Origin of the sequence: Streptomyces sp. NPDC093252, assembly GCF_040683675.1 — a bacterium.
Taxonomy (GTDB): Bacteria; Actinomycetota; Actinomycetes; order Streptomycetales; family Streptomycetaceae; genus Streptomyces.
The window spans coordinates 142,334-163,118 of record NZ_JBFBEM010000019.1; the positions used below are offsets into that span (position 1 = coordinate 142,334).

Sequence of the window (20,785 nt, forward strand, 5' to 3'; positions counted from 1 at the left end):
ACCGACCGGCACGTCCATGCCGTATCGGTCCAGGCGCCCGTCACCCTTGTGCGTCGCGCTCGGAGGAGGCTCGAATTCCCCTGGATCCCTGTGGTCCGGCGCTCTGGACCCGCCGCGCGCGCCCCCAGCTCAGCCGGATCTCGACCGGGCGTCCAGCGCCCGGCGGCAGGCTTCCGGAACCGGCCCGCAACGGCCGTCACCCGTTCGGCGGACCCCCGTCCTCCGGCGGACCGAAGCTGACCGCGACCCCTCGTACGGTGACCGAACCAAAGCGATCACCAACCGTCCACCTGCGGAAATCCCCTGTTCCGCGGGTGATGGAGGAGCAATGACAGACGCAATCCTCGCCGAGGGGCTGACCCGGCGATTCGGCTCCACCCAAGCCTTGGACGGCCTCGATCTGGCCGTCCGCGAGGGGTCCGTGATGAGCCTGCTGGGGCCCAACGGCTCCGGCAAGACCACGACCGTACGGGTCCTGTCGACCCTGCTGCGCCCCGACGGCGGACGCGCGTTCGTGGCCGGTCTGGACGTCCTCAAGGACATGGTGAAACTGCGCCGCAAGATCGGTCTGTCCGGTCAGTACGCCGCCGTGGACGAGGACCTCACCGCGCGCGAGAACCTGCGCATGGTCGGCAAGCTGTACCACCTGGGCGCCCAGGAGGCGACCCGGCGGGCCGATGAGCTGCTGGAGCGGTTCGGCCTCGCCTCGGAGGCGGACCGCCAGGTCAAGGGCTACTCCGGCGGGATGCGCCGCCGGGTGGACCTGGCCTGCGCGGTGATCGCCCGGCCCGAGGTGCTGTTCCTGGACGAACCCACCACCGGCCTCGACATCCGCAGCCGGCAGACCCTGTGGGACGTGATCGTGGAACTGGTCCGCGAGGGCAGCACCCTGCTGCTGACCACCCAGTATCTGGAGGAGGCCGACAGGCTCTCCGACCGGATCACCGTGGTCGACCACGGCCGGATCATCGCCGAGGGCACCCCCGACCAGCTCAAGGCCCGGGTCGGCAGCGAGCGCCTGGAACTCACCCTGGCCAGCGTCGAGGACCTGCACACCGCGCGCCGCCTCCTCGACCGGCTGGCCCGCGGCGAGGTCACCCTCGACGAGGAGCAGCGCCAGCTCGTCGTGCCCGTCGAGGACGGCCCCGAGGCCCTGGTCACCGCGATCCGCACGCTCGACGCGGAGGGCGTCGGACCGGTCGGCGCGGGACTGCGCCAGCCGACCCTGGACGAGGCGTTCCTCGTGCTGACCGAGGGGTCCGCCGCCCCCGCCGCAGCGGAACCCGCCGGTGCCCCCGTCGCCGCGGCCGGTAAGGAGAGCCTGCGATGAGCGCCCTGTCCACCGCGGTGAGCGACGCCCTCACCCTCAGCCACCGCAGCCTGGTCAAGAATCTGCGCAACCCCGATGTCGTGGTGTTCTCCAGCGCCGCTCCCATCGCCTTCGCGCTGCTGTTCGGCTATGTCTTCGGCAGCGCCATCGACCTCGGCGAGGGCTCCAACTACCGGGAGTTCATGGTCGTCGGCATCCTCACCCAGACGATGCTGCTGACCGCCTCCAACACCGGCACCGGTATCGCCTACGACATGAAGCAGGGCCTGGTCGACCGGTTCCGGTCGCTGCCCATCTCGCAGTCCGCGGTGCTGTTCGGCCGCACCAACGGCGACGCGCTCAACAATGTCGTCGTCATGGCGCTGCTGTCGCTCACCGGACTGGCGATGGGCTGGCGCATCCGGGGTTCGTTCGCCGACGCGGCCCTCGCCTATCTGCTGCTCTTCCTGTTCGCCTACGCGGCGAGCTGGATCGCCGCCACCATCGGGCTGAGCGTGCGCTCCCCCGAGGTGCTGGGCAATGTGCTGCTGATGGCGCTGCTGCCGCTGACGTTCGTCTCCAACGCCTTCGTCCCGGCCGATGAACTGCCCGGCCCGATGAAGGTGATCGCCGAGTGGAACCCGGTGTCGACCGTCGTCGGCGCCTGCCGCGAACTGTTCGGGAACATCCCGCCGGGCTGGCCCGAGCCGGACGCCTGGCCCCTTCAGCACCCGGTCGCCGCCTCCTTCCTGTGGGTGGCGGTCATCCTGCTGATCTTCGTACCGCTGGCCATCCGCCGCTACACGCGGGCCGTGAGCCAGTGATCCACGCGGCGCCGGGCCCGGCAAACCCGTGCCCGGCGCCGCATCCCCCTTCGGTCCCTTGGGAGGAACCATGCGTTTCCTGTTCGTCACCGGCGGCGGCTCGGCCCCCGTCCATGCCGGGATCCCGCTGGTGTGGGCGGCGCGCAGCGCCGGGCACGAGGTGCTCGTGGCCTGCCCGCGGGAGAACACCGAGCTGATCGCGGGTCTCGGACTGCCCGCCCATCCGGTGACGGACCTGGGCATGGGTGACGCCATCCTCAAGGACCGCGCGGGCAACTGGCTGCCGATGCCGACCGGCAGCGAGGAGGAGCAGATGGACTTCGCCGGGCGGGGCTTCGCCCGGCTGTCGGCGGCCTGTCTGGAGGGCACCCTGCGGCTCGCCGAGTCCTGGCGGCCCGATGTGATCGTGGGCGGCGAGTACAACCACGCCGCGCACCTGGTGGCGTACCGGCTGGGGATCCCGCTGGTCAGCCACACCTGGGCGATCTACGACCGGACGGACGTCGACTGGCGGGGCGCCACCTCCGAACTGGAGCCGGAGCTGACCGCGATGGGCCTGGACGCCATCCCGGACCCGGCCGTGTTCCTGGACATCACCCCGCCCTCGCTGCGCCCGGCCGGGGCGGTGCCGGCCGAGCCGATGCGCTGGACGCCGGGCAACCAGCAGGTGCCGATCGAGCCGTGGATGTGCGGGCGCGGCGACCGGCCCCGGGTGGTGATCACCTCCGGGTCGCGCAGCATGTTCGTGCCGACGCTGGGGGTGGAGTTCTTCCGGCCGCTGCTGGACAACCCGGCGCTGCGCAAGGGCGACGCGGAGATCGTCGTCGCGACCTCGCCCGCGGTCGCCGGGCAGCTCCGGGAGACCTGGCCGGACGTGCGGGCCGGGTACGTTCCGCTGGACGTGCTGGCGCCGACGACGGACCTGGTGGTCCACCACGGCGGCGGGGTGACCGTGATGACGCTGCTCAACGCGGGGGTGCCGCAGCTCGTGCTGCCGGAGATCCCGGCGTCCGCGATCCCGATGCGCCGGGTCGACGCGTTCGGCGCGTCCGTCACCCTGCCCTCGGCCACCGAGCCCGCCGACACGGTCGCCGCGGCGATCGGCGGGCTGCTGACCGAGCCGTCCTATCGCGAGCGGGCCGGTGAACTCTCCCGGCAGATCGCGGCGATGCCGTCGCCCGCGCGGGTCGTGGAGCAACTGGAGAAGCTGGTCTGACCCGCCGCGAAGCCCCGGAGCGAGGGCCGCCGAATCCCCCGGGCGGCCCTCGCTCCGGCCATGTCCCCGCCCGGTTCAGAGGGCGGGGATCACCTCGCGCAGCGCCGCGACGACCTTGTCCTGGAGGCCGCCGGGCAGGGACGGGTACATGGGCAGCGAGAAGATCTCCCCGGCGAGCCGCTCGGTCACCGGCAGCGCGCCCTCGCGGTAGCCGAGGTGGGCGAAGCCGCTCATGGTGTGCACGGGCCAGGGATAGCTGATGTTGAGGTGGATGCCGTGGTCCTTCATCGCCTCGATGATCCGGTCGCGCTCGGGGTGGCGGACCACATAGACGTAGTACACATGCTCGTTGCCCTCGGCGGTGGACGGCAGGACCAGGCCGTGGGCGGCGAGGTCGCCGAGTTCCTCCTCGTAGCGGCGGGCCACCGCGCGGCGGCCGGCCACATAGGAGTCGAGGCGGCGGAGTTTGCGGCGCAGGATCTCGGCCTGCACCTCGTCGAGGCGGCTGTTGTGGCCGGGGGTGCGGACCACGTAGTAGACCTTGTCCATGCCGTAGTAGCGCAGTTGGCGCAGTCGGGTGTCGACCTCGGGGGAGTCGGTGACGACGGCGCCGCCGTCGCCGTAGGCGCCCAGGACCTTGGTCGGGTAGAAGGAGAAGGCCGCGGCGTCGCCCAGGGTGCCGGCCGGGGCGCCGTGGTGGCGGGCGCCGTGGGCCTGGGCGCAGTCCTCCAGGACGGCCAGGCCGTGGCGGTCGGCGAGGGCGCGGACCGGCGCCATGTCGACGCACTGGCCGTAGAGGTGGACCGGGAGCAGTGCCCTGGTGCGGGGGGTGACGGCGGCGGCGAGCTGGTCGGTGTCCATGAGGTGGTCGTCCTCGCGGATGTCCACGAAGACGGGGGTGGCGCCGGTGCCGTCGATGGCGACGACGGTCGGCGCGGCGGTGTTGGACACCGTGATGACCTCGTCGCCGGGGCCGATGCCGAGGGCCTGGAGGCCGAGCTTGACGGCGTTGGTGCCGTTGTCGACGCCGGTGCAGTGGGCCAGGCCGTGGTAGGCGGCGAACTCCTCCTCGAACCCGGCGACGCTGGCGCCCAGCACCAGTCGCCCGGAGCGGAACACGGTGTCGACGGCGTCGAGCAGATCCTCGCGCTCGGCCTCGTACTCGGGCAGGTAGTCCCAGACATAGGTGGTCATCTCAGAGAACACTCCGTTTTCCGTCGGGCGTGTGCGGTCGCTGTACGAACTCGTGCCAGAAGTCCTCCACGGAGGCGGCCAGGGTGCGCCTCGGGTGCCAGTTGAGGAGCCGTGCGGCGGGCCGGATGTCGACCTTCGACCAGTCCTCCGTGGAGTGCCGGACACCGGTGCCCGGCCGTTCGGTGATCTCGGCGCGGACGCCGCTGCGCTCCACCAGCAGATCGACCAGGGCGCGCACGGGGACGCTCTCGCCGCGTCCCAGGTCGACCAGTTCGCCGGTGAGCGGGGAGGTGGCGGCGGCGATCACCGCGTCGGCGACGTCCCGGACGTCGACGTAGTCCCGGCGGGCGAGCAGCGGGTCCAGTTCGATCCGGGCGACGCCGTCGGGGCCGGGGCGGGCGAGCCGGCCGGCGACCCGGCCGAGGAGGCTGACCTCGGGGCTGCCGGGTCCCGCGAGGTTGGCGACGCGCAGCACCATGCCGGTGAGCCGGCCGGTGCGGGCGCGGTCCAGGACGGCTTCGGTGGCGGCGAGTTTGGCCCGGCCGTAGGCGCTGGTGGGGCGGGCGGTGACGGCGGCGCGCATGGTGGTGCCGGGTGCGACGCGGCCGTACTCCAGGACGGAGCCGAGGTGGACGAGGCGGGGCCGGTGATCCTCCGGGAGGAGGTCGAGGGCGTCGAGCAGCCGGAGGGTGGGGGCGGCGACGGCGTCCCACATCTCGGGGTCGGTGCGGCCCCAGATGGAGCCGACGGCGTTCACGACGACGGCGGGCCGCAGGGCGGCGAGGACGGCAGCGGTCTCCCGGACCGGCTGGGTGCCGAGGTCGAGCCGCTGGAAGCGGCCCGCGAGGGGCGTGTCCGGGGGCCTGCGGGCCGCCGCGACCACCTCGTGGCCGAGATCACCGAGTCCCTCGCACACATGCCGTCCCACGAAACCGGTCCCGCCGAGGACCAGGGCACCGGGACGAGCGGGCATGGATTCCTCCTTCCGTGCGCCGGGGGCGCTCCTGCGCGCCAGCCTGTCGGCCGGCGGTCGGGCATGGCTTGAGAGCGGTTCCGGTGCCCGGGGGGCGGTTCCGGTGCCCGGGGGGGGCGGTTCCGGTGCCCGGGGGCGGTTCCGGTCCCGCCGAGGACCCGGGCGCCTTCTCTAGCCGTCCTCGACACGCCCGCGCGACGCTGGCCCCGGTTCATCGGCAGCAGCCCGGCAGAAAGGCGGTACCCCATGTACGGCGCCGACTCGGCACGGTTCTACGAGGCGCAGCACACCGCACGCGGCAAGGACTACCGGGCCGAGGCCGAGGTGGTCGCCCGTGAGGTGCTGCGGCGCAGGCCCGACGCGTCCTCGGTGCTGGACGTGGCCTGCGGGACCGGGGGGCATCTGGCGGCGTTCGGGGAGCTGATCGGTCCGGCGGAGGGCGTCGATCTGTCGGCGCCGATGCTGGAGATCGCCCGGCGCGACCATCCGGACGTGCCGCTGCACCTCGGGGACATGCGCGCCTTCGACCTGGGCCGGTCCTTCTCCGCGGTGACCTGCCTGTTCGCGTCGATCGGGTATGTGACCGGGGAGCGGGAGCTGCGGGCGGCGGTGGCCTGTTTCGCCCGGCACACCGAGCCGGGCGGGGTGGTGGCGGTGGAGCCGTGGTGGTTCCCGGAGACCTATCTCGACCGCTGGGTGTCGGGCGACGTGGTCCGCTGGGACGGTACGACGGTGGCGCGGGTGGCGCACACCGTGCGCGACGGGGACGCCTCCCGGATGGAGGTGCACTATCTGGAGGCCACCGCGGGCTCCGGGGTGCGGCATCTGACCGAGGTGCACCGGGCGATGCTGTTCACCCGGGCCCAGTACGAGGAGGCGTTCCGACGGGCGGGGCTGGAGCCGGAGTACGTTCCCGAGGTGCTGTCGGGGCGGGGGCTGTTCGTCGGGGTGCGGATCTAGGAGCACGGTGCCCGGCCTGAGGGCTGCCGGTGCCCGGCCTGAGGGCTGCCGGTGGCCTGCCGGAGGGCCGCGGCGCAAGCGGGGCTCTGACGGGTTTCGAGCGGGGCGGGGCAGGGTGGTGCCGCCACGCGGGTACCGGCCGGTGTCCGTGCCCCCCTCGGAAGGTGTCACCATGGCCCGTCTGCTGCACATCGACTCGTCGTCGTCGAAGGATTCGGTCTCCCGCTCGCTGGCGGCCCGCTACCGCGAGGTGTGGGACAAGGAGCACGGGGCGGACTCCGTCACCTACCGCGATCTGGCCGCCGAGCCGGTCCCGCATCTCGACCCGGACGCCGTGGTCACCCTGTGGGCGCCGCCCGCGACGGAGGCACAGCGGGCCACGGCGGCGCTCCAGGAGCGACTGGTGGGGGAGCTGCTGGCGGCGGACGCCCTGCTGATCAGTGTGCCGATGTACAACTGGACGATTCCGTCCGTGCTCAAGGCGTGGCTGGACCAGTCGCTGATCCTGGGGCGGACCCTGCCGTACGACCCGAGCAGCAAGCCGCTCGGCGGGCGGCCGGCGACCGTGCTGGTCGCCTGCGGCGGGTTCTACGGGGAGGGGTCGCCGGACGCGGGGATGGATCACTGCCGGCCGTATCTGCGGACGGTGCTGGGGCAGGTGCTGGGGTATGAGGTGGAGATGATCACTGCGTGGCGGACTCTGGCGGGGGCGGGGGCCGGGTCCCCGGAGGAGGCGGAGTTGGCGGGGGCGTCGTTGAGGGAGGCCAGGGAGTTGGTGGGGGTGCGTGCGGCTGCGTTGCGGGGGGCGCCTGCTGTGGGGGCGGTTTGAGGTGAGGGGGCGGGTGCGGGTCGTGGGGGGGGGCTGGTCGCGCAGTTCCCCGCGCCCCTAAAAGCTCGCTGGTCGCCGTCAGTTGTCATCGCGCCCCTCAAAGCGCACCATGACCGTCTGTTGCCGGCGCGCCCCTCAAGGCGCACCGTCGCCGCCTGTTGCCCGCGGCGCCCCGTATAGCGGCTGCCAGCGCGCCCCCTCGGGGCAGCGCCTCACCCGGGGATTTCCCGTCCCCTTCGACCCTTCACGTCCCCTTTGACGCATCCGCCGCGCGTTGGAGGCGGGCTGTCAGGGTGTGGAGGTGGGCCACCAGTTCGGGGGGTTCCTGGATCTCGAAGTCGAAGCCGAACGCGGCCACCCAGACCGCGAGCTGGTCCAGGCTCTCGGAGCCGATGCGCAGGACGCAGGTGTGGTCGTCGACGGGTTCCACCAGGCCCAGATAGGCCGGGACCTCGTCGGCGACCTCGCGGGCCCCGGCGTGCATGGTGATGACGGCCTGGTAGCGGTGGGCCCGGGTGGTGACCCCGAGGGTGACGTACTGGGCGACGCCCTCGTCGGGCAGCGGGCGCGGGCGGAAGCGGGCCCCGTTGGGGACGCGCAGGTCCATCCGGTCGACGCGGAACGTCCGCCAGTCCTCCCGGGCGGTGTCCCAGGCGAACAGGTACCAGCGGCGTTCGTTGTGGACGAGGCGGTAGGGCTCGACCTCCCGGCGGGAGGCGTCCCGGATGCCGCGGTAGTCGAAGCGGAGCCGTTCGTGGGTGCGGATCGCCGAGGCGATGGCGGTGAGGGTGGCGGGGTCGATGGTGGAGCCGAGGGCGGGCAGGGCGACCAGCGCGGAGTTGATCGAGTTGATCCGGGCGCGCAGCCGGGCGGGCAGCATCTGGTCCAGCTTGGCGAGGGCCCGCGCCGAGGTCTCGGCGATCCCGGTGACCGTGCCCGCGGCGGCGGTGCGCAGCCCGACGGCCACGGCGACGGCCTCCTCGTCGTCCAGCAGCAGCGGCGGCAGACAGGCGCCGGAGCCGAGCTGGTAGCCGCCGCCGACCCCGCCGACGGAGTTGATCGGGTAGCCCAGGGAGCGGAGTTTCTCCACATCGCGGCGGACCGTGCGGGGGGTGACGTCGAGGCAGGCGGCGAGTTCGTTGCCGCCCCAGTCGTGGCGGGTCTGCATGAGGGACAGCAGTCGCAGCAGCCGTGCCGAGGTCTCCAGCATGGGAGCAGTGTCGCACCCTTCGCGGACGGAGGTTGTCCGCGAAGGGTCCTAGCTTGGGCGGCGGAACGGAAGGAGATCTCTCATGACGATTCTTGTCTCCGGCGCGACCGGCAATGTGGGCCGTCCGCTGGTGGAGCAGTTGCTGGCCGGCGGGCACCGGGTGCGGGCCCTGACCCGGAACCCGGCGAAGGCGAACCTCCCGGCGGGCGCGGAGGTCGTGGCCGGCAATCTGGCCGTGACAGCGAGCCTGGACGAGGCGTTCGCGGGGGTGACGGCGGCCCATCTGATCAGCTTCGGCGACGACTACGCCCCGCTGTCCAACGGCCCCGAGATCGCGCAGACCGCGCTGCGGGCCGGGGTGCGCAAGGTGACGATCCTCAAGGGCGACACCGAGAAGACCGGGCTGGACGAGGCCATCGAGGCCAGCGGTCTGGAGTTCACCTATCTGGCGCCGGTGGAGTTCATGTCGAACGCCCTGGAGTGGGCGGAGTCGGTGCAGAAGGAGGGTGTGGTCCGCGAGGGCTTCCCCGAGGTGCCCAGCTCGATGGTGCACGAGGCGGACATCGCCTCGGTCGCCGCGACGGTGCTGACCTCGGACGGCCACGCGGGCAAGGAGTACTGGCTGACCGGCCCCGAGGCGCTGACCGCCCCGCAGAAGGTGGCGGCCATCGCGGAGGTGCTGGGGCGTGAGGTGCGGTTCGTCGAGCTGAGCCGGGACGAGATGGTGGCCCGCTGGCGCGAGCAGGGCTACGGCGACGACGACCTGGAGTTCTTCCTGATGATGCGGACCAATCCGCCGGAGGCGGGCCGTACCGCGCTGCCGACGGTGACCGAGGTGACCGGGCGGCCGGGCCGGACCTTCGCCCAGTGGGTGCGGGAGAACGCGGCGGCCTTCGGCGGGTAGCGCGGCGCGGGGAGGCCGTCGTACGGGTTCGAGTTCGGCTGCACGGACCTTCTAGCAGCCGAGCCGAGCATGACGGCGACAGGTACGGCGGCATACCCCGCGACACGGCATCTTCTGGAGGTGCGCTTTGTCAGCCTTTCCCCCGGCAGCCGCGGTACGGGCACAGGGCGAGCACGGCGACGGACACGCGTCGCTCCCGAGATCGGCGGCGGTGCGGTCGGGTCCGCTGGGCGGGTCCGGGGACATCGGGCGCTGGCTGGCCGGGCAGCGGCGGAGCGCGGTGATGGATGTCCGGCGGGTGCCGCTGGAGGATCTGGCCGGGTGGCGCACCGACCCGGACACCGGGGACCTGGTCCACACCTCGGGGAAGTTCTTCGCCATCGCCGGGCTCGATGTCCTGGTGCCCGGCGCCGCGGTGGAGCGCTGGCAGCAGCCGATCATCGACCAGCCCGAGGTGGGCGTCCTGGGCATCCTCGTACGGGAGTTCGACGGTGTGCTGCACGCGCTGATGCAGGCCAAGGTGGAGCCGGGCAACTGCAACGGCGTCCAGCTCTCCCCCACCGTGCAGGCCACCCGCAGCAACTACACCCGGGTGCACCGGGGCGCGGCGGTGCCGTATCTGGAGTACTTCCAGGACACCGCCCGGCACCGGGTGATCGCCGATGTCCGGCAGTCGGAGCAAGGCTCCTGGTTCCACCGCAAACGGAACCGGAACATGGTCGTCGAGGTCGCCGCCGACGCCCCGGACATCGCGCCGCACCCCGACTTCCACTGGCTGACCCTGGGCCAGCTCCACGACCTGTGCGCCGAGGACAACGCGCTGAACATGGACACCCGTACGGTGCTGTCCTGTCTGCCGTTCGTCGGACCGGCGCTGCCGGAGCTGCTCGGGCCGGGGCGGGACGCGTTCACCGGGGCGCTGCTGCGCTCCTGCTCGGGCACGGCGGGCGGCCGGTACGGCATGACCGAGGTGCTGAGCTGGGTCACGGAGGCCCGGACCCGGGCGCTCAGCGAGGCCCGCCGCATCCCGCTGCGCGAGGTGGCGCACTGGCGGCGCGGGGACGGCCGGATCAGCCATGAGAGCGGGCTGTTCTTCGATGTGATCGGGGTCGCGGTGACGGCCGGGGGCCGGGAGGTCGCGGCCTGGTCGCAGCCGCTGGTGGAGCCCTGCGACGACGGGGTGGTGGCGTTCCTCGCCAAGCCCGTCGACGGGGTGCTGCATCTGCTGGTGCACGCCAAGGCCGAGGCGGGCTTCCTGGACGTGGTGGAGCTGGGTCCGACGGTGCAGTGCACCCCGGCCAACTACACCGCGCTGCCCGCCGCCGCCCGGCCGCCGTTCCTGGACGAGGTGCTGGGCGCCGCCCCGGACCGGATCCGCTTCGACGCCGTCCACTCCGAGGAGGGCGGACGCCTCCACCACGCCCGCAACCGGCATCTGGTCGTGGAGACCGCGGAGGACTTCGAGCCGGACCACCCCGACTACCGCTGGCTCACCCTGGCCCAGCTCTCCCAGCTCCTGCGTCACAGCAACTACCTGAATGTGCAGGCCCGTTCCCTGGTCACCTGTCTGCACAGCATGACGACGACCACCCCCACATGACCCCCTACCCCCCATCTATTCCGAGGAGACGGACATGGAGCGCAGCGGCCCGCCCGCCGGCGTCGTGACGTTCATCAACCGGTTCACCGTGACCGGTGACCCCCAGGAGTTCGAAGCCGCCTTCGCGAAGGTGGCCTCGTTCATGACGGCCCAGCCGGGCATCCTGGGCTACACCCTGTCCCGCCACGCCGAGCAGCCGGGCGGCTATGTCAATGTGGCGCTGTGGGAGAACGCGGGCGCGCTGCGGGCCGCCGCCACGCACCCCGACTTCGGCGCCCATGTGGGCGAGCTGCGCCGACTGGCGACCAGTGAGTCCGATGTGTATGTGGAACGGCAGCGCTACCTCGGCGCCCCGGCTCAGCAGGGCGGGGCGGTGTGACTGCTCCGCACGGCACGGCGGCCGACGGCGACATCAGGATCGTCGGCGCCCGTGAGAACAATCTCAAAGATGTGTCGCTGACCATCCCGAGGAACCGGATCACCGTGTTCACCGGGCTGTCCGGCTCGGGCAAGTCCTCGCTGGCGTTCGGCACGGTCGCGGTGGAGGCGCAGCGGCAGCTCTACGCCACCTTCAACTGGTTCATCCGCAACCAGCTCCCCCGCTACGGCCGCCCGCATGTGACCAGCATCGAGAATCTGACGGCCCCGGTGGTGGTCGACCAGAAACCGGTCGGCGGCAACGCCCGCTCCACCGTCGGCACGATGACGGATCTGCTGTCGACGGTCCGGGTGCTGTTCTCCCGGTGCGCCACCCCGGCGCTGCCGCCCGGCGGATACTCGTTCAACGACCCGCAGGGCATGTGCCCCACCTGCGAGGGCCTGGGGCAGATGCGGCAGGTCGACATCGACCGGGTGCTGGACCGCGCCAAGTCCCTGGCCGAGGGCGCGATCCGGCTCCCCACCCACAAGGTGGGCGGCATCGACTGGCAGCAGTACGCGGGCTCGGGCCACTTCGACACCGCCAAGCCGCTCGCGGACTACACCGACGACGAGTGGCACACCCTGCTGTACGGCAGCGGCGGCACGGTCACCGTGCACTCGGCGAACACCAGCACCACCCTCAAGTACGAGGGCGTGATCGCCCGGTTCGCCCGCACCAACCTCAAGCGTGATCTCAGCACCCTCGGTGAGCGGGCCCGTGCCAATATCGAGCAGTTCATCACGCTGGGCCCGTGCACCGACTGCGGCGGCACCCGCCTCGGCCCGGACGCGCGGGCGTCGGTGATCGACGGCCGGACGGTCGCCGACTACTCCGCCCTGGAGATCAGTGAGCTGATCCAGGTCCTCGCCACCATCGACGACCCGGTGGGCTCGCGGATCGCCGCCGATCTGCGGGAGGCGCTGGGCCGGGTCGAGGCGATCGGCCTGGGCTATCTCTCCCTGGACCGGCCCACCGGGTCGCTGTCCGGCGGCGAGGCGCAGCGGCTGAAGACCGTACGCCATCTCAGCGGCAGTCTGACCGGGATGACGTACATTTTCGACGAGCCCAGTACCGGGCTGCACCCCAAGGACGTGGGGCGGCTCGGGGAGCTGATGCGGGCGCTGCGGGACCGGGGCAACACCCTGATCGTGGTGGAGCACGACCCGGATGTGATCGCGATGGCCGACCATGTCGTGGACCTCGGTCCGCAGGCGGGCCCGCTGGGCGGTGAGATCGTGTTCACCGGCACCTTCGAGGAGCTGCGCGCGGCGGACACGGTGACCGGGACGGCGCTGCGCCGCCGCGGCTCGGTGAAGGACGAGGTGCGCCGCCCGACCGGCAAGCTGTCGGTGGAGGGCGCGGATCTGCACAACCTCAAGGATGTGACGGTGGCGTTCCCGACCGGGGTGCTGACCGCGGTGACCGGGGTCGCCGGGTCGGGCAAGTCCAGCCTGGTCACCGGCGCGTTCCGGCGGGCGCACCCGGACGCGGTGTTCGTCGACCAGTCGCCGGTCAGGGCGTCGGCCCGGTCGACGCCGGTCAGCTATCTGGACGCCATGGACCCGATCCGCAAGCTGTTCGCCAGGGCCAACAAGGTGTCGGCGGGGCTGTTCAGCTTCAACTCGTCGGGCGCGTGCGGGGAGTGCCAGGGCCGGGGCGAGATCGTCACGGAGCTGGCCTACATGGACCCGGTGCGGCTGCGCTGCGAGGCGTGCCGGGGGCGGCGCTTCCACGAGGAGGTGCTGGAGCACCGGGTGCGGGGCGCGTCGATCGCGGATGTGCTGGAGATGACCGCCGGGGACGCGGCCGGGTTCTTCACCGAGCCGGACATCGCCGCCCGGGTCGGCCGGCTGGTCGATGTGGGGCTGTCGTATCTGGCGCTGGGGCGGTCGCTGAGCACCCTGTCCGGCGGTGAGCGGCAGCGGCTGAAGCTGGCGGGCCATCTGGACCGCTCGGAGGGCGTGTACGTGCTGGACGAGCCGACGACGGGCCTGCACATGGCCGATGTCGACGCGCTGGTGGCGCTGCTGGACCGGCTCGTCGAGCAGGGCAACACGGTCATCGTGGTGGAGCACAACCTGGATGTGGTGCGCCGCGCGGACTGGGTGGTGGACCTCGGCCCCGGCGGCGGCCGGCACGGCGGCGAGGTCGTCTTCACCGGCACCCCCCGGGAGTTGCTGGCGGCCCCGGACTCGGCGACCGGGGAGCATCTGCGCCGGTACTGCACGACCTGAGGGCGAGGCCCCGGCGCCCCTCCCAAGTCGCTCCTCTCAAGTTGCCTTCCAGCCAGGGCCGAGAGGGCGCACGAAGACTCGGTGACAGCCCGCGGGGCTGTGGTGTCCCCCGACGCCACAGCCCCGTTCCCGCTGTGACTCGTCTTCGTGGGGGATCCGATGACCACCGGCCACACCGACCCGACCGCCCAGGAGCCCTTTCCCTACGAGCGGCGCTGCCCGTTCGCCCCGCCCGCCCCGTACGACCAGCTCATCGGGAAGCGCCCGGTGTCCAAGGTGGTGCTGGCGACCGGGAGACCGGCCTGGGTGGTGGCGGGGCTGAAGGAGGCCCGGCAGATACTCACCGACAGCCGGATCAGCTCCTCGCGCACCCACACCAACTACCCCTTCTACTTCGACGCGCCGCCCCAGATGCGCACCGACAGCTCCTTCATCGCCTTCGACCCGCCGCGCCACACCGAGGCCCGGCGCAAGGTCGCCGCCTCCTTCACGCACCGCACGGTGCAGAAGCTCCGCACGACCATCGAGCAGACCACCGATGCCCGTATCGACGCCCTGCTCGCCGCCGGACCGCCCGCCGATCTGCACCGACTGGTGTCCCTGCCCGCGCCGATGGCGATGATCTGCGATCTGCTGGGCGTGCCCCCCGGGGACCGGGACTTCCTCCAGCACCACGGCGAGAACCTCTTCGGCGGCACCAGCTCGCAGGCCGAGCGCGAGGCGGCGGTGGTGGAGGTCGGCGCCTATCTGGAGAAGCTGGTCCACCACAAGGACCGCCATCCCGGTGACGATCTGATCAGCCGGGCCATCGCCGCCCACCGCGCCGACGACGGGACGTACGACGTCCGGGACGTGGTGAACACCTGCCGGATGCTCATCAACGGCGGCCACGAGACCACCGCCAACCACATCACCCTCGGGGTGGCGGCCCTCCTGGAGCACCCCGAGCAGCTTGACGCCCTGCGCGCCGACCCGTCGCTGATCGGCCCGGCGGTGGAGGAACTGGTCCGCTATCTCGGGCTCGGCGACCTGGCCGTGCCCCGGGTGGCGCTGGACGACATCGAGATCGGCGGCGAGACCATCCGCGCGGGCGACGGCGTCCTGGTGCTGCTCCAGGCCGCCAACCGCGACCCGCGCGAGTTCGAGGACGCGGATCAACTGATCCTGTCCCGGGGCAGCCGCCGCCACATCGGGTTCGGGCACGGCATCCATCTGTGCATCGGCGCCGATCTGGCCCGCCTCGAACTGGAGATCGTCCTCACCCGGCTGTTCCAGCGCGTCCCCACCCTGAGCCTGGTCACCCCGGTGGACGAACTCCCCACCAAGGAACGGGCGATCGTCTACGGCGTGTGGCGGCTCGACGTCACCTGGTGAACCCGGCGACCGGCCCGGCGGGACGCACGGCAGCCGCCCGGCGGCCCCGCCGGGCCCGTTCCTGTCTCCGCTCTCCGCTCTCCGCTGTCCGCCCGTCCTGTCCGCTTCCGCTCCCCTGGAGGCAGTTGTGAGGTTCGACGACATCTACGTACGGGGCACCGGCACCTGGCTGCCGCCCCGCCTGCGGCTGGACGACGCCGTCGCCGCCGGGGACTGCCCGCCCGTCCTGGCCGACCGCACCGAGGTGGTCTCGGTGACGGTCGCCCAGGGCGACTCCGCGCCCGAGATGGCGGTACGGGCGGCCCGCCGGGCGGTGGAGCGGGCCGGGTCCGGCGCCGGGGACGTGGATCTGGTCCTGCACGCCGACACCTGGTTCCAGGGCCATGACGCCTGGGCCGTGGCCTCGTACGTGCAGCGCGAGACGGTCGCGGGGCAGTGCCCGGCGCTGGAGATCCGGCAGATGTCCAACGGCGGGCTGGCCGCGCTCGATCTCGCCGCGGCCTATCTGACCGCCGCCCCGGCCCGCCGGGACGCCCTGCTCACCACCGGCGACCGCTACGGCCTGCCCGGCTTCGACCGCTGGCGCACCGACCCCGGCACCCCCTACGCCGACGGCGGCGCCGCCCTCGTCCTGTCCCGGCGCGGCGGCTTCGCCCAACTGGTCTCCCTGGCCACCCACGCCGATCCGGAACTGGAACCCCTGCACCGGGGTGAGGACCCCTTCGCGACCGCCCCGCTCGGCCACCGGACCCCGCTGTCGTTCGAGGACGCCACCCGCGCGTTCAATCTGCGGCACGGCATGTCGTACGCGCTGCGCAGGCTCGCCGACGGACAGGCCACCGTGCTCAAGCACGCGCTGTCCGACGCCGGGCTCGAACTGCCCGAGATCGACTGGGTGGTGCTGCCCCACTTCGGCCGGATGCGCCTGGAGTCCCTCTACTACGAACGGTTCGGCATCGACCCGGCCCGCACCACCTGGGACTGGGGCCGCACGGTCGGCCATCTCGGCGCGGGCGACCAGTTCGCGGGCCTGGACCATCTGGTGACGACCGGCCGGGCCGCCCCCGGCGACCGTTGTCTGCTGGTAGGCGTCGGCGCGGGCTACACCTGGGGCTGTGCCGTGCTGAACATCCTCGAACGCCCCTCCTGGACCGGCGCCGAGGCCCTCTGAAGCCCCACTCCCTGCCCCCTTCCTCTCCCCAACCCCTGGAGCCGCACAGATGGATGGCACTGTCTCCCGCCCTGTCCCCACCCCCACCCCCGCGGACGGCGGTACCGGACGGCGGAGCGAGCCGGTCGCCGTCGTCGGCGTCTCCTGCCGCTTCCCCGGGGCGCCGACCCCGGACGCGTTCTGGCGGCTGCTGAGCGAGGGCGGGCAGACCGTACGGCGGGCGCCGAGGGAACGCAGAGCCGACGGGGACGGCGAGTGGGGCTCCTTCCTGGACGGCGTCGACCGGTTCGACGCCCCCTTCTTCCGGATCTCCCCGCGCGAGGCCGCCGCCATGGACCCCCGCCAGCGGCTGGTGCTGGAGCTGGGCTGGGAGGTCCTGGAGGACGCCGGGGTCCTGCCCGCCGAGGTGGCCGGCACCCGGCTCGGCGTCTTCGTCGGCACCCTCTGGGACGACTACGCCCACCTCGCCTACCGCACCGCCCGCACCTCCGCGACCCAGCACACCACCACCGGCGTCCACCGGGGCATCATCGCCAACCGCCTCTCGCACTTCCTGCGGGTGCACGGCCCCAGCATGACCGTGGACACCGGGCAGTCCTCGTCGCTGGTCGCGGTGCATCTGGCCGCCGAGAGCCTGCGCCGGGGCGAGTCGGACGCGGCGGTCGTCGCCGGGGTCAACCTCGCCCTGCTCGCCGAGACCACCCTGCTCTCCGAGCGCTGGGGCGGCCTCTCCCCCGACGGCCGCTGCCACACCTTCGACGCCCGCGCCAACGGCTATGTCCGGGGCGAGGGCGGCGGCGCGGTCCTGCTGAAGCCGCTGAGCCGCGCCCTGGCCGACGGCGACCATGTCTACGGCGTCCTGCTGGGCAGCGCGGTGACCAACGGCTGGGGCGCCACCCTGACCCTGCCCAGCGCCGACGCCCAGGCCGACGCGATCCGTTCGGCCTGCGCCGAGGCGGGGGTGGCCGCGCACGAGGTGCAGTACGTCGAACTGCACGGCACCGGCACCCCGGCCGGCGACCCCGTCGAGGCGAGCGCGCTGGGCGCGGCGCTCGGCTCCACCCGGGCGGCCGGGGACGCGCTGCGGGTCGGCTCGGTGAAGACCAACATCGGCCATCTGGAGGGCGCCGCCGGGATCGCCGGGCTGATCAAGACCCTGCTCTGCCTGGACCGGCGCCGACTGCCGGCCAGCCTCAACTTCGACCGCCCGCACCCCGCCATCGACCTCCCCGGGCTGGGCCTCGCCGTCCAGCGGCGCCTGACGGACTGGCCGCACCCGGACCGGCCGCTGATCGCCGGGGTCAGCTCGTTCGGGATGGGCGGCACCAACTGCCACGTCGTCCTCACCGAGGCCCCGAGGGCCCCGAGGGCCCTGACGGCCCCGGAGCCCGCCCCCGTCACGAACCCCCGGGTGCTGGCCTGGCCGGTGTACGGCCACGGCGGGGCCGCCCTGCGCGCCCAGGCGGGACGGCTCCGGGACCACGTCGCCGCCGGGGCCGCCGAAACCAGCGATAAGGCCCTTGCCTCCGCGTCCCTCGCCCGTGCCCTGGCCACCACCCGCACCCGGTTCGGCGACCGGGCCGTGGTGGTGGGCCGGGACCGGGAGGCGCTGCTCGCCGGACTGGCCGCCGTGGCATCGGGCGCACCCGCGCCGGGCACGGTGACCGGACGCGCCACCGGGGGCGGCCTCGCCGTCCTGTTCTCCGGCCAGGGCAGCATGCGGCCGGGCGCGGGCCGGGAACTGTACGCCGTCCACCCGGCGTTCGCGGACGCCTTCGACGCCGTGTGTGCCGCGCTGGACCCGCTGATCGGCCGGTCCCTCAAGGAGACGGTGTTCACCGACGGCGGCGACGCCATCCGCCGGACCGACCTCGGTCAGGCGGCGCTGTTCGCCGTGCAGACCGCCCTGTACCGGCTGGTCACGGCGCTCGGTGTCCGGCCCGATGTGCTCGCCGGTCACTCGGTGGGCGAGCTGGCGGCGGCCCACGCCGCCGGGATCCTCTCCCTCACCGACGCCTGCGCGCTGGTCGCGGCGCGCGGCCGGCTGATGGCGGCCCTGCCCGAAGGCGGCGCCATGACGGCGGTGTTCGCCCCGGAGGCGGAGGTGCTGCCGCTGCTCGTGGACCGCGAGGGGGAGGTGTCGGTGGCGGCCGTCAACGGCCCCGCTTCCGTGGTCCTCTCCGGTACGGCGTCGGCGCTGGCCGAGGTGACGGAGCTGCTGCACACCCGGGGGCACCGCACCCGTCCGCTCGCGGTGGCCCATGCCTTCCACTCCCCGCTGATGGACCCGGTCCTGGACGAGGTCGCCGAGGTGTGCGCCGGTCTCACCTACCACCCGCCCCGGCTGCCCGTCGTCTCCACGGTGACCGGACGCCTCGCCGAGGGCACGGACCTGCGCTCACCGGAGTACTGGCGCGGCCATGTCCGCCGCCCGGTGCGCTTCCTGGACGCCGTACGGACGGTACGGGAGCGGGGCGCCGACACCTTCCTGGAACTGGGGCCGGACGCGGTGCTGTCGGCGCTGGTGCCGAGGTGTCTGCCGGACGCGGGGCCGGGCCTGTCGGCGGCGGTCCTGCGGCACGGCCGCCCCGAGGAGGAGACCCTTCTGACGGCCCTGGGGCGGATCCACGTACGCGGCGCGGCGGTCGACTGGGCGGCCCTGACGCCGGACGACGACCGGCGCACCCCCCTGCCGACGTACGCCTTCCAGCGTCGGCGCCACTGGCTGACGGAGGCCGGGGAGGTGTCCGAGGTGGCGGGGGTACGGGAGGTGCAGGAGGTGCAGGAGGTGCTGCCGCCCGCCGGTGAGCTGGACGCGCGGGAGCGGCGGCGGACGGTCCTGGACCTGGTCGCCCGGCAGGTCGGCGCGGTCCTCGGCACCCCGGCGGACGAACCGATCGAGGTCACCACCCCGTTCACCGACCTCGGCATGGACTCCATGGCGGCGGTCACCCTCACCGAGAGCCTCTCCACCGCGACCGGAGTCGACCTGCACAGCGGCTCGGTGTACGACTTCCCCACGCCGGAACGACTGGCACACCACCTGGCCGACCTCCTCCAGCCGGAGCAACGCCCCCAGACACGCGCCCCCGCAACCCCCCAACCGAACGACGACGATGACGATCTCATCGCGGTAGTCGGCATCGGCTGCCGCTTCCCCGGCGGCATCACCACCCCCCACGACCTCTGGCAACTCCTCACCAACGGCGAACACGCCATCACCGACTTCCCCACCAACCGAGGCTGGCCCACCAACCTCCACCACCCCGACCCCCACCACCCCGGCACCACCTACACCAACCAAGGCGGCTTCCTCCACGACGCCGACCAATTCGACGCAGAATTCTTCGGCATCTCCCCCCGAGAAGCCCTCGCCATGGACCCCCAACAACGCAGCCTCCTCGAAACCACCTGGCACACCCTCGAACACGCCGGAATCAACCCCACCACCCTCCACAACACCCCCACCGGCGTCTACGTCGGCGCCTCCCCGCTGGAGTACGGGCCGCGTATGCAGGATGCCCCGGCGTCGGTGCAGGGTCATGTGATGACGGGCGTGTCACCGAGTGTGCTGTCGGGCAGGCTGGCCTACCACTTCGGCTTCACCGGCCCCGCACTCACCCTCGACACCGCCTGCTCCTCCTCCCTCGTAGCCATCCACACCGCCGTACAAGCCCTCCGCAACAACGAATGCACCCTCGCCCTCGCCGGCGGCACCACCATCATGTCCACCCCCGGCACCTTCATCGAATTCAGCCGACTCCAAGGACTCTCCCCCGACGGCCACTGCCGCTCCTTCTCCACCCACGCCAACGGCACCGGCTGGTCCGAAGGCACCGCACTCCTCCTCCTCGAACCCCTCACCCAAGCCCGAAAGAACAACCACACCATCCACGCCCTCATCAAAGCCACCGCAACCAACCAGGACGGACCCTCCAACGGACTCACCGCCCCCAACGGCCAAGCCCAACAACACCTCATCACCCACACCCTCACCACCGCCCACCTCACCCCCCACCACATCGACGCCATCGAAGCCCACGGCACCGCCACCCCCCTCGGCGACCCCATCGAGGTACGGGCACTGATGGCGACGTACGGGAAGGACCGGCCGGTGGGGCGGCCCGCGTGGCTGGGGTCGGTCAAGTCGAACATCGGGCACACCCAGGCCGCCGCGGGGGTCGCCGGGGTCATCAAGATGATCGAGGCGATGCGCCACGAGACCCTCCCCCGCACCCTGCACGCCCAGGAACCGACCGAGCATGTGGACTGGGCGTCCAGCGGGTTGAGTCTGCTGACGGAGCCGGTGGCATGGCCGCGCGACCCGGACCGCCCACGCCGCGCCGCCATCTCCTCCTTCGGCATCAGCGGCACCAACGCCCACCTCATCCTCCAAGAACCCCCCACCACACCACCCACCCCCCAACCCACCACACCACCCCTCACCCCCTACATCCTCACCGCCCACACCCCCACCGCCCTCACCACCCACGCCCAACAACTCCACACCCACCTCACCACCCACCACCCCCACCCCACCCACACCGCCCACACCCTCACCACCCG

General features: G+C 72.7%; 15 protein-coding genes. 12 read left to right on the plus strand and 3 right to left on the minus strand.

The genetic code is table 11. The features are described from left to right. Nucleotides 1-328: 328 nt before the first annotated feature. The 3 genes from AB0O01_RS32785 to AB0O01_RS32795 all read left to right on the plus strand — a co-directional run bounded on the left by AB0O01_RS32785 (nucleotide 329) and on the right by AB0O01_RS32795 (nucleotide 3,349). Nucleotides 329-1,330, plus strand: coding sequence for an ATP-binding cassette domain-containing protein (locus AB0O01_RS32785; RefSeq protein ID WP_365319171.1), 1,002 nt, complete (start codon nucleotides 329-331; stop codon nucleotides 1,328-1,330). Further along, a complete protein-coding gene (locus tag AB0O01_RS32790) occupies nucleotides 1,327-2,133 on the plus strand; it encodes an ABC transporter permease (protein ID WP_355747082.1) in 807 nt (268 codons plus the stop codon). The genes AB0O01_RS32785 and AB0O01_RS32790 overlap by 4 nt, the downstream gene beginning before the upstream one ends. A gap of 70 nt (nucleotides 2,134-2,203) precedes the next feature. After that, the gene (locus AB0O01_RS32795) at nucleotides 2,204-3,349 is read left to right on the plus strand and encodes a glycosyltransferase (RefSeq protein WP_365319173.1); all 1,146 of its coding nucleotides are present in this window, start codon (nucleotides 2,204-2,206) and stop codon (nucleotides 3,347-3,349) included. Between the two features lie 75 nt (nucleotides 3,350-3,424). On the opposite strand, the gene AB0O01_RS32800 is transcribed toward AB0O01_RS32795, so the two are convergent. Then, entirely contained in the window at nucleotides 3,425-4,543 is a 1,119-nt protein-coding gene (locus AB0O01_RS32800; protein WP_365319175.1) for a DegT/DnrJ/EryC1/StrS family aminotransferase, read from the minus strand. 1 nt (nucleotide 4,544) lies between these two features. Beyond that, nucleotides 4,545-5,516 (minus strand): NAD-dependent epimerase/dehydratase family protein, encoded by a 972-nt coding sequence (locus tag AB0O01_RS32805; protein ID WP_365319177.1) that lies wholly within the window; start codon nucleotides 5,514-5,516, stop codon nucleotides 4,545-4,547. A gap of 246 nt (nucleotides 5,517-5,762) precedes the next feature. Here AB0O01_RS32805 and AB0O01_RS32810 point away from each other — a divergent pair, with 246 nt between their 5' ends. Continuing rightward, nucleotides 5,763-6,476 carry a class I SAM-dependent methyltransferase gene (locus AB0O01_RS32810; protein WP_365319179.1) on the plus strand — a complete coding sequence of 238 codons (714 nt, stop codon included), beginning with the start codon at nucleotides 5,763-5,765 and terminating at the stop codon, nucleotides 6,474-6,476. Nucleotides 6,477-6,648: 172 nt separating this feature from the next. Next, on the plus strand, nucleotides 6,649-7,305 hold the full coding sequence (locus tag AB0O01_RS32815) for an NAD(P)H-dependent oxidoreductase (RefSeq protein ID WP_365319181.1): 657 nt from the start codon (nucleotides 6,649-6,651) through the stop codon (nucleotides 7,303-7,305). A 244-nt stretch (nucleotides 7,306-7,549) separates the two neighbouring features. On the opposite strand, the gene AB0O01_RS32820 is transcribed toward AB0O01_RS32815, so the two are convergent. Next, complete coding sequence (locus AB0O01_RS32820) at nucleotides 7,550-8,515, minus strand: WYL domain-containing protein (protein ID WP_365319183.1); 966 nt, start codon at nucleotides 8,513-8,515, stop codon at nucleotides 7,550-7,552. 82 nt (nucleotides 8,516-8,597) lie between these two features. Between AB0O01_RS32820 and AB0O01_RS32825 the strand changes: the two genes are divergently transcribed. The 7 genes from AB0O01_RS32825 to AB0O01_RS32855 all read left to right on the plus strand — a co-directional run. Continuing rightward, nucleotides 8,598-9,419 carry an NmrA family NAD(P)-binding protein gene (locus AB0O01_RS32825; protein ID WP_365319185.1) on the plus strand — a complete coding sequence of 274 codons (822 nt, stop codon included), beginning with the start codon at nucleotides 8,598-8,600 and terminating at the stop codon, nucleotides 9,417-9,419. Nucleotides 9,420-9,546: 127 nt separating this feature from the next. After that, entirely contained in the window at nucleotides 9,547-11,019 is a 1,473-nt protein-coding gene (locus tag AB0O01_RS32830) for an NDP-hexose 2,3-dehydratase family protein (protein ID WP_365319187.1), read from the plus strand. 34 nt (nucleotides 11,020-11,053) lie between these two features. Next, a complete protein-coding gene (locus tag AB0O01_RS32835) occupies nucleotides 11,054-11,398 on the plus strand; it encodes an antibiotic biosynthesis monooxygenase family protein (RefSeq protein ID WP_365319189.1) in 345 nt (114 codons plus the stop codon). Then, the gene (locus tag AB0O01_RS32840) at nucleotides 11,395-13,674 is read left to right on the plus strand and encodes an excinuclease ABC subunit UvrA (RefSeq protein ID WP_365319190.1); all 2,280 of its coding nucleotides are present in this window, start codon (nucleotides 11,395-11,397) and stop codon (nucleotides 13,672-13,674) included. Before AB0O01_RS32835 ends, AB0O01_RS32840 begins: the two co-directional genes overlap by 4 nt. 159 nt (nucleotides 13,675-13,833) lie before the next feature. Further along, nucleotides 13,834-15,048, plus strand: a complete 1,215-nt coding sequence (locus AB0O01_RS32845) for a cytochrome P450 (protein ID WP_365319192.1) — start codon at nucleotides 13,834-13,836, stop codon at nucleotides 15,046-15,048. A 127-nt stretch (nucleotides 15,049-15,175) separates the two neighbouring features. Beyond that, on the plus strand, nucleotides 15,176-16,219 hold the full coding sequence (locus AB0O01_RS32850; protein ID WP_365319194.1) for a ketoacyl-ACP synthase III family protein: 1,044 nt from the start codon (nucleotides 15,176-15,178) through the stop codon (nucleotides 16,217-16,219). Nucleotides 16,220-16,268: 49 nt separating this feature from the next. After that, the coding region (locus AB0O01_RS32855) for a beta-ketoacyl synthase N-terminal-like domain-containing protein (protein WP_365319196.1) at nucleotides 16,269-20,785 on the plus strand (4,517 nt) is incomplete at its 3' end.